Annotated in this window: 13 protein-coding genes; 10 read left to right on the top strand and 3 right to left on the bottom strand. The window is 71.2% G+C overall.

Annotated features, from left to right (window positions below; genetic code table 11):
* Positions 1 to 19: 19 nt before the first annotated feature.
* From K8U61_RS23320 to K8U61_RS23310, 3 genes are all read right to left on the bottom strand, one after another.
* Entirely contained in the window at positions 20 to 850 is an 831-nt protein-coding gene (locus tag K8U61_RS23320; RefSeq protein WP_224125412.1) for an ABC transporter permease, read from the bottom strand.
* Positions 847 to 1,848 carry an ATP-binding cassette domain-containing protein gene (locus K8U61_RS23315; RefSeq protein ID WP_224125411.1) on the bottom strand — a complete coding sequence of 334 codons (1,002 nt, stop codon included), beginning with the start codon at positions 1,846 to 1,848 and terminating at the stop codon, positions 847 to 849. The genes K8U61_RS23320 and K8U61_RS23315 overlap by 4 nt, the downstream gene beginning before the upstream one ends.
* 66 nt (positions 1,849 to 1,914) lie before the next feature.
* Positions 1,915 to 2,709 (bottom strand): maleylpyruvate isomerase family mycothiol-dependent enzyme, encoded by a 795-nt coding sequence (locus tag K8U61_RS23310; RefSeq protein WP_224125410.1) that lies wholly within the window; start codon positions 2,707 to 2,709, stop codon positions 1,915 to 1,917.
* 73 nt (positions 2,710 to 2,782) lie between these two features.
* On the opposite strand from K8U61_RS23310, the gene argC reads away from it, so the two are divergent.
* Genes argC through K8U61_RS23260 form a run of 10 tightly spaced genes read left to right on the top strand, consistent with a single transcriptional unit; the run spans position 2,783 to position 12,428 of the window.
* Positions 2,783 to 3,817: an N-acetyl-gamma-glutamyl-phosphate reductase gene (gene argC, locus K8U61_RS23305; RefSeq protein ID WP_224125409.1), complete on the top strand. Its 1,035-nt coding sequence runs from the start codon at positions 2,783 to 2,785 to the stop codon at positions 3,815 to 3,817.
* The gene (argJ, locus tag K8U61_RS23300; RefSeq protein ID WP_224125408.1) at positions 3,817 to 4,968 is read left to right on the top strand and encodes a bifunctional glutamate N-acetyltransferase/amino-acid acetyltransferase ArgJ; all 1,152 of its coding nucleotides are present in this window, start codon (positions 3,817 to 3,819) and stop codon (positions 4,966 to 4,968) included. Before argC ends, argJ begins: the two co-directional genes overlap by 1 nt.
* On the top strand, positions 4,965 to 5,900 hold the full coding sequence (gene argB, locus K8U61_RS23295) for an acetylglutamate kinase (protein ID WP_224125407.1): 936 nt from the start codon (positions 4,965 to 4,967) through the stop codon (positions 5,898 to 5,900). Before argJ ends, argB begins: the two co-directional genes overlap by 4 nt.
* A 32-nt stretch (positions 5,901 to 5,932) precedes the next feature.
* The gene (locus K8U61_RS23290; RefSeq protein ID WP_372454346.1) at positions 5,933 to 7,063 is read left to right on the top strand and encodes an acetylornithine transaminase; all 1,131 of its coding nucleotides are present in this window, start codon (positions 5,933 to 5,935) and stop codon (positions 7,061 to 7,063) included.
* Positions 7,060 to 7,989, top strand: a complete 930-nt coding sequence (gene argF / locus K8U61_RS23285; protein ID WP_224125405.1) for an ornithine carbamoyltransferase — start codon at positions 7,060 to 7,062, stop codon at positions 7,987 to 7,989. Before K8U61_RS23290 ends, argF begins: the two co-directional genes overlap by 4 nt.
* Positions 7,986 to 8,507, top strand: a complete 522-nt coding sequence (locus K8U61_RS23280; protein ID WP_224125404.1) for an arginine repressor — start codon at positions 7,986 to 7,988, stop codon at positions 8,505 to 8,507. Before argF ends, K8U61_RS23280 begins: the two co-directional genes overlap by 4 nt.
* Positions 8,508 to 8,520: 13 nt before the next feature.
* The gene (gene argG / locus K8U61_RS23275; RefSeq protein WP_224125403.1) at positions 8,521 to 9,954 is read left to right on the top strand and encodes an argininosuccinate synthase; all 1,434 of its coding nucleotides are present in this window, start codon (positions 8,521 to 8,523) and stop codon (positions 9,952 to 9,954) included.
* Entirely contained in the window at positions 9,954 to 10,436 is a 483-nt protein-coding gene (locus tag K8U61_RS23270) for an NUDIX hydrolase (protein ID WP_224125402.1), read from the top strand. The genes argG and K8U61_RS23270 overlap by 1 nt, the downstream gene beginning before the upstream one ends.
* A complete protein-coding gene (gene argH / locus K8U61_RS23265) occupies positions 10,433 to 11,860 on the top strand; it encodes an argininosuccinate lyase (RefSeq protein WP_224125401.1) in 1,428 nt (475 codons plus the stop codon). Before K8U61_RS23270 ends, argH begins: the two co-directional genes overlap by 4 nt.
* Complete coding sequence (locus K8U61_RS23260; protein ID WP_224125400.1) at positions 11,853 to 12,428, top strand: DNA-3-methyladenine glycosylase; 576 nt, start codon at positions 11,853 to 11,855, stop codon at positions 12,426 to 12,428. The genes argH and K8U61_RS23260 overlap by 8 nt, the downstream gene beginning before the upstream one ends.
* Positions 12,429 to 12,867 lie beyond the last annotated feature (439 nt).

Genomic DNA, 12,867 nt, shown 5'->3' with positions numbered 1-12,867 from the left:
CGTCAGGTACGACGGGCGCTCACATCTTGCGCGAGTACGACCGCACCGACAGCGGCAGGAAGATCGCGACCACGATGCCGCAGCCGAGCAGTGCCCAGCCGACGTTCGCGGTCAGCGCGCCGTCGTTCATCAGGTCCCGCACGGCGGAGATCACCAGGGAGACCGGATTGACCTTGACGAAGGCCTCGAGCCAGCCCGGCAGGGTGCTGGACGGCACGAAGGCGTTGGACAGGAAGGTCAGCGGGAACATCACCATCATCGAGATGCCCTGCACCGCCTGCGCGCTGCGAGCGCGGGTGCCGAAGTAGGTGAAGATCCACGCCAGCGACCAGCCGGCGAAGACGGTCAGCAGCCAGCCACCGAGCACGCCGACGAAGCCGCCGCCGGGCCGGTAGCCCATCAGCAGACCGGTCAGGATGGTCAGCGTCGCCGCGGTCGCGTAGCGGATGAGATCGGCCAGCGCCGGACCGACGAGCGGAGCGATCCGGGCGATCGGCAGCGACTTGAAGCGGTCGAAGACGCCCTTGTCCATGTCCTCGCGGAGCTGGATGCCGGTCGCCATGCAGGCGGTCAGCGCGGTCTGCGCGAGGATGCCGGTGATCACGATCGGCAGGTAGTCCTCGACGCTGCCGGAGATCGCGCCGCCGAAGATGTAGGCGAACATCGCGGTGAAGAGCAGCGGCTGCAGCGTGACGTCGAACCACTGCTCCGGGTTGCGCCGCATCTTCTTCAGCGCCCGCCACGCCATCGCGAGGCTCTGGTCGATCGTGTCGCGCAGCGACGGCCGGGTGATGATGGTGCGGTCGAGCACCTCGGTCGTCTCGTGGTCGGCGAGCAGGCTCGTGCTCATGAGGCCACCTCCATCTCGTGCCGTGGCTGTTGATCGGTCTCGTCCTCGGCGCCGTGACCGGTGATGGCCATGAACACCTCGTCGAGGGTGGGCTTCTGGACGGTCGCCGACGCGATCGAGAGGCCGGCCTGGCGCAGCGCGATCAGGACGTCGGCGGCCTGGTTGGCGTCGGTGAGGGCGGCGTTCATGCCGCCGGCCTCCGGGGTGAGGACCGGCTCCTCGCCGAGCACCCGCCGTACGACGTCGACGGCCGGCGTCGTGTCGGCCGGCTCCGCCATGCGGAGCTGGAGCGTCGAGCTGCCGACGGAGGTCTTGAGCTCGTCGGGCGTGCCCTCGGCGACCTTCAGGCCGCGGTCGATGACCGCGATCCGGTCGGCGAGCTGGTCGGCCTCGTCGAGGTACTGCGTGGTCAGCAGCACGGTGCTGCCCTCGCGAATCAGGTCACGGATCGTGTCCCACATCTGGCCGCGGGTGCGCGGGTCGAGGCCGGTCGTCGGCTCGTCGAGGAAGATCAGCGGCGGCTGCGAGATCAGGCTCGCGGCCAGGTCGAGGCGGCGGCGCATGCCGCCGGAGAAGGTGGAGATCTGCCGGTCGCGGGCCTCGGTGAGGCCGAACCGCTCGAGCAGGTCGTTGGCGGTGGCCTTCGCCCTCGAGGACGACAGGCCCTGCAGGCGGCCGAAGAGCCAGAGGTTCTCCGCGCCGGTGAGGTTCTCGTCGACGGAGGCGTACTGCCCGGTCACGCCGACGAGCTGGCGGATCATGTGCGGGTGCCGACGGACGTCGACACCGAAGATGCTGGCCTCGCCGCCGTCCATGGGGAGCAGGGTGGCGAGCATCTTGAGGGTCGTGGTCTTGCCTGCGCCGTTGGGGCCGAGCACGCCGAATACCTCACCGCGACGCACCTCGAGGTCGATCCCGTCGACCGCGTTGACGTCGCCGAAGGTCTTGACCAGCCCGGAGGCCGCGACGGCCAGGTCGGTGTCAGGAACTCGTGTCATGGAACCACCGTGGAGGGTCCCGGTTTCACGTCGCCTTCACGCCGGTTTCACCGGTCGCGCGACCGGTCAGTCGATCGGCTGGTCGACGCAGCGCCGGAAGTAGCCGTACTTCTCCACGTCGCCGGTGACCGTGATGTCGGCGTCGTCGCCACGGCGCCAGAGCCACGCGTCGAGCGCGGCCGCCGGGCCGGCGACGACGGCGTCCGGCCCCGTGCCCGGGTCCGTCACGGTCTCGATGTCCTCGACGTCGTAGGTCTCGCCCGACTCGGGGTGGGTGCCCGCGAACCGTCCGAGCCGGACCCAGATCGACTCGCCGGCGTCGGTGATGTCGACGCGGACGTGGTGGGGGAGTCCGCTGAAGGTCCCCCAGGGCGGGGTGCCGCCGTACATCACGTCGAGAGCCTCGTCGACGCCGTCGGCCGCGAGCGCCGGGTCGAGGGGTGTCACGGTGCCGGCCGCCTGCTCGGCGTCGAGGCGGTGGATCAGCGCCTCGTGCGCCTGCCGGCGGAAGGTGAACCCGACGGTCTGCTCCTCCGACCACGTCCAGGCCGGCTCCGCCGGGTCGGCCGCGGTGAGGGCGACCACGAACCGCTCGGCCTGCTCCTCGTGGAAGGCCAGCAGCGCGTCGTACGCCGCCGGCTTGTCCGGCTCCGTCCAGTCGTCGGGACCGGCCGGGCGCTGCTCGACGATCGTCGACCAGAAGTGCAGCACACCGGCGTGGTGCCCGAGCAGGTCGGCGGCGGTCCAGTCCGGACAGCCGGGCACCCGCGCGGCGGGGTCGCACGCGGCGAGCGCCTCGCGCAGTCGCGCGGACTCGAGGCGGATGTGTCGGAGGTAGTCGTCGAAGAAGAGGCGCGCCATGATGGGTCGACCCTAGGGGTGACCGCCGACACGCGCCTCTGGATTACATATACATGCAGAGTCATGTATGGTCATGCACATGCCGATCAGGATCGCCGTCGCCGGAGCCAGCGGGTACGCCGGAGGTGAGCTGCTGCGCCTCCTCCTCGCCCATCCGGAGGTGGAGATCGGCGCGCTCACCGGTGCCTCCAACGCGGGGCAGCCGCTCGGTGCGCTGCAGCCGCACCTCGTGCCCCTCGCGGACAGGGTGCTCGACGAGACCTCGGTCCAAACGCTCTCCGGCCACGACGTGGTCTTCCTCGCACTCCCGCACGGGGAGTCGGGGCCGCTCGCCGCCCAGCTCGGCGAGGACACCGTGGTCGTCGACTGCGGCGCGGACTTCCGGCTCGCCGACCCGGCCGCCTGGGAGAAGTTCTACGGCGGCAGCCACGCCGGCACCTGGCCCTACGGCCTGCCGGAGCTCCCCGGTCAGCGCGAGCAGCTGCGCGGCGCCACCCGGGTCGCCGTTCCCGGTTGCTACCCGACGGTCTCGACCCTGACCCTCGCCCCGGCGATCGCCGCCGGCATCGTGCACCCCGACGTCACCGTCGTCGCCGCGTCCGGCACCAGCGGCGCCGGCAAGGCCGCCAAGCCACACCTCCTCGGCTCCGAGGTGATGTCCAACGCCAGCGCGTACGGCGTCGGCGGGGTCCACCGGCACACCCCCGAGATCACCCAGAACCTCTCGAAGCTCACCGACGGCACCGTCCGGGTCAGCTTCACCCCGCTGCTGGTGCCGATGCCGCGCGGCATCCTCGCCACCTGCAGCGCCACCCTCGTCGAGGACCTGACCGCCGACGAGGTCTACGACGTCTACGCCAAGGCGTACGCCGACGAGCCGTTCATCCACCTGCTCCCGCAGGGGCAGTGGCCGCAGACCAAGTCCGTCACGGGCTCCAACGCCGTCCACCTCCAGGTGACGGTCGACGAGGACGCACGACGAATGGTCGCCGTCGGTGCCGTGGACAACCTGTCCAAGGGCACCGCCGGCGCTGCCGTCCAGTGCATGAACCTCGCGCTCGGCCTCGACGAAGGGCTGGGCCTCTCGACCGTAGGAGTAGCCCCGTAATGAGCACCACCACCCCCGCAGGCTTCCGGGCCGCCGGCGTCGCCGCCGGTCTGAAGTCCACCGGCAACAAGGACGTCGCCCTGGTCGTCAACGACGGCCCCCACTTCGACTCCGCCAGCGTCTTCACCGCCAACCGCTGCAAGGCCAACCCGGTCCTCTGGAGCCAGGAGGTCGTCAAGGACGGCACCGTCAAGGCGGTCTTCCTCAACTCCGGCGGCGCCAACTGCTACACCGGCCCCGAGGGCTTCCAGACCACGCACGCGGTAGCCGAGACCGTGGCCGGCAAGCTCGGCATCGGCGCGGTCGACGTCGTCGTCTGCTCCACCGGCCTGATCGGCCTCACCAACGACCGCACGCAGGTGCTGGCCGGCGCGGAGGCGGCGTACGACGCCCTCGCCGCCGACGGCGGCCAGCAGGCGGCCGAGGCGATCATGACCACCGACAGCGTCAGCAAGACCGTCGTCGTCGAGGGTGCCGGCTGGTCGATCGGCGGGATGGCCAAGGGCGCCGGCATGCTCGCGCCCCAGCTCGCCACGATGCTGGTCGTCCTCACCACCGATGCCGTCGTCCCCGCCGCCGACCTCGACACGGCTCTGCGTGCCGCGACCCGGGTCAGCTTCGACCGGCTCGACTCCGACGGCTGCATGTCGACCAACGACACCGTTACCGTGATGGCCAGCGGCGCCAGCGGCATCACGCCGAGCCTCGACGACTTCACCGCCGCGCTGACCCAGGCCTGCACCGACCTGGCCATGCAGCTGCTCCAGGACGCCGAGGGCGCCGACCACGAGATCGCGATCACCGTCCTGCACGCCGCGTCCGAGGACGAGGCGGTCGAGGTCGGCCGGAGCGTCGCCCGGTCCAACCTCTTCAAGGCCGCGGTCTTCGGCAACGACCCCAACTGGGGCCGCGTCCTGGCCAGCATCGGTACGACGGACGCGCAGTTCGACCCCGCCGACCTCGACGTCGCGATGAACGGCGTCTGGGTCTGCAAGCAGTCGACCCCGCACGCCGACCCGACCACCGTCGACCTCAAGCCACGCGAGGTCAGCGTGACCATCGACCTCAAGGCCGGCGACGCCCGCGCCACCGTCTGGACCAACGACCTGACCCACGCCTACGTCCACGAGAACAGCGCCTACAGCTCATGACGATCGAACACACCCACCACGACCCGTCCAAGCCCGACCCGGCGAAGGCCCGCACGCTCGCGGCCGCGCTGCCGTGGCTGAAGAAGTACCACGGCAAGATCGTCGTGGTGAAGTACGGCGGCAACGCCATGACCGACGGCGACCTCAAGCGCGCGTTCGCCGAGGACATCGCGTTCCTGCGGTTCGCGGGCTTCAAGCCGGTCGTCGTCCACGGCGGCGGCCCGCAGATCTCCACGATGCTCGACAAGCTCGGCATCGAGTCGGAGTTCCGCGGCGGCCTCCGGGTCACCACGCCCGAGGCGATGGACGTCGTCCGCATGGTGCTCGTCGGCCAGGTGCAGCGCGAGCTCGTCGGGCTGATCAACGAGCACGGCCCGCTCGCGGTCGGCTGCTCCGGCGAGGACGCCGGCCTCTTCACCGCCGAGCCGACCAACACGGTCGTCGACGGCGAGGAGGTCGACCTCGGCCTGGTCGGCGAGGTCAAGCACGTCCGCCCCGAGTCGGTCCTCGACCTCATCGAGGCCGGCCGGATCCCGGTCGTGTCCAGCGTCGCCCCCGACGTCCACGGCCGTGTGCACAACGTCAACGCCGACTCGGCGGCCGCCGCGCTCGCGGTCGCGCTCGGCGCCGAGAAGCTGCTCGTCCTCACCGACGTCGAGGGCCTCTACCTCGACTGGCCGGACTCCGACGACGTCATCGGCGAGATCAGCCCGGAGGCGCTCGAGGAGATCATCCCGACCCTCGCGTCCGGGATGATCCCCAAGATGAACGCCTGCCTCCAGGCGGTCCAGGGCGGCGTGTCCCGCGCCACCGTCGTCGACGGTCGCGAGGAGCACGCCGTGCTGCTCGAGCTCTTCACCAAGGAGGGCGTCGGCACCCAGGTGCTGCCGGGCGTCGAGACCAAGACCCGGAAGGCGAGGGACTCCCAGTGACCTCCTACCAGGAGCGGTACTCCGCCTCCCTCATGAACACCTTCGGGCCGCCGAAGCTCGCGCTGGTCAGGGGCGCGGGCGCGCACGTCTGGGACGAGGACGGCAAGGAGTACGTCGACTTCCTCGGCGGCATCGCCGTCAACGCGCTCGGGCACGCCCACCCGGCCCTGGTCGAGGCCGTCACCGCCCAGCTGCAGACGCTCGGTCACATCTCCAACTTCTTCACCAGCCCCCAGCAGGTCGAGCTCGCGGAGGCGCTGCTCACGCTCCTCGACGCCGGCCCGGGCAAGGTGTTCTTCGCCAACTCCGGCACCGAGGCCAACGAGGCCGCGTTCAAGCTGACCCGGCGCACCGGTCGGACGCAGGTCGTCGTCGCCGAGGGCGGCTTCCACGGCCGCACGATGGGCGCGCTCGCGCTGACCTCCAAGGAGGCCTACCGGGCGCCGTTCGAGCCGCTCCCGGGCGACGTCGTCTTCGTGCCGTACGGCGACGCCGACGCGCTGCGTTCGGCCGTCTCCGACCAGACCGCCGCGATCCTGCTCGAGCCCATCCAGGGCGAGGCCGGCGTCAACGTGGCTCCCGAGGGCTACCTCGCCGCCGCCCGGTCGATCGCCGACGAGCACGGCGCGCTCCTCTGGCTCGACGAGGTGCAGTCCGGCATGGGCCGCACCGGCCAGTGGTTCGCCCACCAGACCATGGCGGTGAGGCCCGATGTCGTCACGCTCGCCAAGGGCCTCGGCGGCGGCTTCCCGATCGGTGCCTGCATCGCGCTGGGCGACGCCGCGGACCTGCTCCAGCCCGGCAACCACGGCACCACCTTCGGCGGCAACCCGGTCGCCTGCGCCGCCGCGCTCACGGTCGTCCGCACCATCCAGGACGACGAGATCCTCGAACACGTCACCGTCCTCGGCCAGAAGCTCCGCGACGGCCTTGCCGCCGACCCGCGAGTCACCGAGGTGAGGGGAGAGGGTCTGCTCATCGGCCTGGACCTCGCCGACGAGAAGTCAGCCGACGTGGTCGCCGCCGCCCAGCGGGCCGGCTTCATCCTGAACAACCCCACGCCGAAGCGGATCCGGCTCGCGCCGCCGCTGGTCGTGACCCAGGACGACGTCAACGCGCTCCTCGCCGCCTGGCCGGGGATCCTCGACGAGGCGGGCCTGTGATGCGTCACTTCCTGGCCGACGACGACCTCACGCCGGCCGAGCAGGCCCAGGTCCTCGCGCTCGCGGCCGAGCTCAAGCACGCGCCGTACGACGCGAAGCCTCTCGCGGGTCCGCGCACGGTCGCGATGATCTTCGACAAGCAGACGCTGCGCACCCAGTCGTCCTTCGCGGCGGGCATCGCCGAGCTCGGCGGCTTCCCCATGCTGGTCGACGGCTCGCTCGCCGGCATCGGCGTGCGCGAGTCGGTCCACGACGTCGCGCGGGTGCTGGGGCGGCAGGCCTCGATGATCGTCTGGCGCACCTACGCCCAGGCCAGGCTCGAGGAGATGGCCGAGCACTCCGGCGTCCCCGTCGTCAACGCGCTCACCGACGACTTCCACCCCTGCCAGCTGCTGGCCGACCTGCTGACGGTGCAGGAGCACAAGCAGCAGCTCGCCGGCCTCACCGTCGCGTTCGTCGGCGACGGCGCCTGCAACATGGGCAACTCCTGGCTCCTGGCCGGCGCGACCGCGGGCATGCACGTCCGGATCAGCTCGCCCGACGGCTACGCCCCGGCGCAGGAGATGGTCGACCGCGCCGCCGCGATCGCCGCGACCACCGGCGGCTCGGCGGCCCTCGAGGCCGACCCGGTCGCCGCCGTGACCGGCGCCGACGTCGTCGTCACCGACACCTGGATCTCGATGGGCAAGGAGGACGAGGCCGCCGCCCGCGCGGCCGTCTTCGCGCCGTACTCCCTGACGACCGCCCTCTTCGAGCACGCGAAGCCCGACGCGATCGCCATGCACTGCCTGCCCGCCTACCGCGGCAAGGAGATCGACGCCGAGGTCCTCGACGGACCGCAGAGCGTCGTCTGGGACGAGGCCGAGAACCGTCGCCACGCCCAGAAGGCGATCCTCACCTTCCTGATGGAGGAGGCGACGTCATGAGCACGGCCCTCCGGCCGACCACCAAGAACGCCCGGCACCAGCGGATCGTCGAGATCGTCACCCAGCACGAGGTGCGCTCGCAGGGCGAGCTCGCCGACCTGCTCGCCGAGAGCGGCCTTCGGGTCACCCAGGCCACCCTCTCGCGCGACCTGCTCGAGCTCGACGCGGTCAAGGTCCGCACCGCCTCCGGCGCCCTCGTGTACGCGGTGCCCGCCGAGGGCGGCGACCGACGACCCGCGGCGCCGGCGGAGACGCAGGCGGCCGCGGCGCGACTGGCCCGGCTGTGCGGGGAGCTCCTCGTCAGCGCCGAGGCCAGCGCCAACCTGGTCGTCCTGCGCACCCCGCCCGGCGCCGCCCAGTTCCTGGCCTCCGCCTTCGACAAGGCAGAGTTCCCCGACATCCTCGGCACCATCGCCGGGGACGACACCGTTCTCGTGATCGGCCGGGAGCCGAAGGGCGGCGACGACCTCGCCCGCCGCTTCCTCTCCCTCGCCGACACCCACTCCCAGCAGCAGTGAGGAACCCACCAGCGTGAGCAAGGTCCTGACGTCCCTTCCCGTCGGCCAGCGGGTCGGCATCGCCTTCTCCGGCGGCCTGGACACCTCGGTGGCGGTCGCGTGGATGCGCGACAAGGGCGCCGTCCCGTGCACCTACACCGCCGACATCGGCCAGTACGACGAGCCCGACATCAGCGGCGTCCCCGACCGTGCGCTCCAGTACGGCGCCGAGATCGCCCGCGCCGTCGACTGCCGCCGCCCGCTGGTCGAGGAGGGCCTGGCCGCGCTGGCGTGCGGCGCCTTCCACATCCGCTCCGGCGGCCGCGCCTACTTCAACACCACCCCGCTCGGCCGCGCCGTGACCGGCACCCTGCTGGTGCGGGCGATGCACGAGGACGGCGTCGACATCTGGGGCGACGGCTCGACGTTCAAGGGCAACGACATCGAGCGGTTCTACCGCTACGGCCTGCTCGCCAACCCGGAGCTGCGGATCTACAAGCCGTGGCTCGACGCCGACTTCGTCACGGAGCTGGGCGGTCGCGCCGAGATGAGCCAGTGGCTCACCGAGCACGACCTGCCCTACCGCGACTCGAAGGAGAAGGCCTACTCCACCGACGCCAACATCTGGGGCGCCACCCACGAGGCCAAGACCCTCGAGCACCTCGACGTCTCCCTCGAGACCGTCGAGCCGATCATGGGCGTGAAGTTCTGGGACCCCGCGGTCGACATCGCCCCCGAGGACGTCACGGTCGTCTTCCGGGAGGGTCGGCCGGTCGCGATCAACGGCACGTCGTACGACGACCCGGTCGCGCTGGTCCACGAGGCCAACACCATCGGCGGCCGCCACGGCCTGGGCATGTCCGACCAGATCGAGAACCGCATCATCGAGGCCAAGTCGCGCGGCATCTACGAGGCGCCGGGCATGGCGCTGCTCTGGATCGCCTACGAGCGGCTGCTCAACGCGATCCACAACGAGGACACCATCGCCAACTACCACCTGGAGGGCCGGCGGCTCGGCCGGCTCCTCTACGAGGGCCGGTGGCTCGACCCGCAGGCGCTGATGCTGCGGGAGTCGATCCAGCGCTGGATCGCCTCGCTGGTCTCCGGCGAGGTCACCATCCGGCTGCGCCGGGGCGAGGACTACACGATCCTGCGCACCGAGGGCCCGGCGTTCTCCTACCACCCGGACAAGCTCTCGATGGAGCGCACCGAGAACGCCGCCTTCGGCCCCACGGACCGGATCGGTCAGCTCACGATGCGCAACCTCGACATCGCCGACTCCCGCGCCAAGCTGGAGATGTACGCCGCGCAGCCGCTCGACCAGGGTCAGGTGCTCGTCGAGCACGGCACCCTCTTCGGTGAGCTCCCGGCCGGTGGCGCCGAGCGGATCGAGGCCAATCCCGCGGTCGACGCCGAGCCCGACGAGGTCGCCCTCGACGCGGCCGCGATGGAGTTCGGCACCGACTGATGTCTCGCCGTCCCGTCCGTGAGCGGCACACCGGCCGGGTGCTGCCGGTCAACAGTCGCGGCGAGGTGCTGCTGCTCCACGGCTGGGACCCCGTCCGCCCCGAGCGGCCGTTCTGGTTCACCATCGGCGGGGCGGTCGAGGGCGAGGAGTACCTCGTCGAGGCCGCGGCCCGCGAGATGCGCGAGGAGATCGGCGTCCAGGTCAGGGCGGCCGACCTCACCGCCTCCATCGCCCGCGCGACCGTCGAGTTCGACTGGGGCATGTGGCACTTCGTGCAGCACCAGACGTTCTACGCGATCGCGCTCGAGGACACCGTCGAGCTCAGCTTCGACGGCCTCGAGCCGCTGGAGCGAGCCACCACCGACGAGGCCGGCTGGTGGACCCCCGACGCGCTGGACGCCGCCGGGACCGCCGCCGACCACGAGCTGACGAGCCACATGCGGATCGCCATCCGCACCATCCTGGGAGAGACAGACGCATGACCACGAAGGACTCCGGCACCAACACCGGCAAGCTCTGGGGCGGCCGGTTCGCGGGTGGCCCCTCGCCCGAGCTCGATGCGCTCTCGCGGTCGACCCACTTCGACTGGCGGCTGACGCCGTACGACCTCGCGGGCTCGCGTGCCCACGCCAACGCGCTCCACCGGGCCGGCCTGCTCACCGACGCCGACCACACCGAGCTGCTCCGCGGGCTCGAGGCGCTGGGGGAGCGGTACGCCGCCGGCGACCTGCACCCCGATCCGTCCGACGAGGACGTCCACGGCGCCCTCGAGCGGTTGCTGGTCGACGAGGTCGGCGCCGACGTCGGCGGCCGGCTGCGCGCCGGCCGGTCCCGCAACGACCAGATCGCGACGCTCTTCAAGGTCTTCCTGCGCGACCACGCCGCCGTGGTCGCCGGCCAGGTCCTCGACCTCGTCGACGCCCTCACCACCCAGGCCCGCGACCACCTCGACGTCGTGATGCCCGGCCGCACCCACCTCCAGCACGCCCAGCCGGTGCTGCTCTCCCACCATCTGCTCGCCCACGCCTGGGCGCTGCTCCGCGACGTCGACCGGCTCCGCGACTGGGACGCCCGCGTCGCCGCCGACTCGCCGTACGGCTCCGGCGCCCTCGCCGGCTCGACCCTCGGCCTCGACCCCGAGGGGGTCGCTGCGGAGCTCGGCTTCACCGGCTCGACCGCCAACTCGATCGACGGCACCGCCTCGCGCGACTTCGTCGCGGAGTTCGCGTTCGTCTCCGCGCAGATCGGCGTGGACGTGAGCCGGATCGCCGAGGAGGTGATCCTCTGGTCGACGCGCGAGTTCGGGTTCGTGACGCTCCACGACTCCTGGTCGACCGGGTCGAGCATCATGCCGCAGAAGAAGAACCCCGACATCGCCGAGCTCGCTCGCGGCAAGGCCGGCCGCCTGATCGGCAACCTCTCCGGGCTGCTCGCGACGCTCAAGGCGCTCCCGCTCGCCTACAACCGGGACCTGCAGGAGGACAAGGAGCCGGTCTTCGACTCCGTCGACACCCTCGAGGTGCTGCTCCCGGCGTTCACCGGCATGGTCGCCACCCTGACCTTCGACACCGGTCGGATGGCCGACCTAGCGCCGCAGGGCTTCTCGCTCGCCACCGACGTCGCCGAGTGGCTGGTCCGTGAGGGCATCCCGTTCCGGGTCGCGCACGAGGTCGCCGGCGAGTGCGTCCGGCGCTGCGAGGAGCTCGGGATCGAGCTCGACGAGCTCACCGACGACCAGCTGACGGAGATCTCCCCGGCGCTCACGCCCGCGGTGCGCGACGTGCTCACGGTCGAGGGCTCGGTCGCCGCGCGCGACGGCCGCGGCGGCACCGCGCCCGCCCGGGTGCGCGAGCAGCTCGCGGACCTGTCCGCTCGGGTCGAGGGGCACCGCACCCGTCTTGCCTGACCTGTCCGGGCCCGTCCTCGACGAGGCACCCCGCCTCCTCAACGCCGTGCTCCGGCACGGCGAGGTCGCGGTGCGCCTCACCGAGGTCGAGGCGTACGACGGGACGACCGACCCGGGCTCCCACGCCTTCCGGGGGATCACCAAGCGGACCGCCGTCATGTTCGGCCCGTCCGGTCACCTCTACTGCTACTTCACCTACGGCATGCACGTCTGCTGCAACGTCGTGTGCGGCCCCGAGGGACAGGCCAGCGCCGTGCTGCTGCGCGCCGGCGAGATCGTGGACGGCATCGACGTCGCGCGGTCCCGACGCCCCGGTGCCTCCGACCGCGACCTCGCGCGCGGACCCGCCCGGCTCTGCAACGCCCTCGGCATCACGCTCGACCACGACGGCGTCGACCTCGACACCGGTCCCGTGACGCTCGAGCTCGGCACCCCGCCGAGGGACGTCTCCACCGGCCCGCGTGTGGGTCTCCGCGCCGCAGCTGAGCGGCCCTGGCGGTTCTGGATCACGGGGGAGCGGAGCGTCTCCACCTACCGTCCGGCGGCACCCCTGCGCCCCAGGACGTGACCCGATTTTGGCATCCCCGTAACCCGCTGCTAACGTTCTTCTTGTCGCCGCGAGCGGCAAGCCCCCTCGGGCCGAGAGGCCAAACGAAGGGGTTGCTGCACGCCCAGACATCGCGAGAACAGCCGCGAGGATGGCCCCGAGTTGACGGGGCCAGACGAAGCCGGTAAGTTTTCGCAGGTTGCCCCGGCAGCGGAGCCCCACTCGGGCCGAGCGTCGAGTGCGTCTGATTTTTGAGAACTCAACAGTGTGTCATAGTCGACGAATTAGTTTGTTTATGCCCCGTTGACTGGGTCTGCCTTCGGGTGGGTTTGGTCGCGGATTTCTTTGACAATGATTCTGACAATATTTGATGTCAGTGTCTCCTGTCAGGGTAGAATTTTACGTTTTCAACGGAGAGTTTGATCCTGGCTCAGGACGAACGCTGGCGGCGTGCTTAACA

The sequence above is a fragment of the Nocardioides mangrovi genome (assembly GCF_020073815.1).
GTDB lineage: Bacteria > Actinomycetota > Actinomycetes > Propionibacteriales > Nocardioidaceae > Nocardioides > Nocardioides mangrovi.
This window is presented reverse-complemented; position numbering and strand designations above follow the sequence as displayed.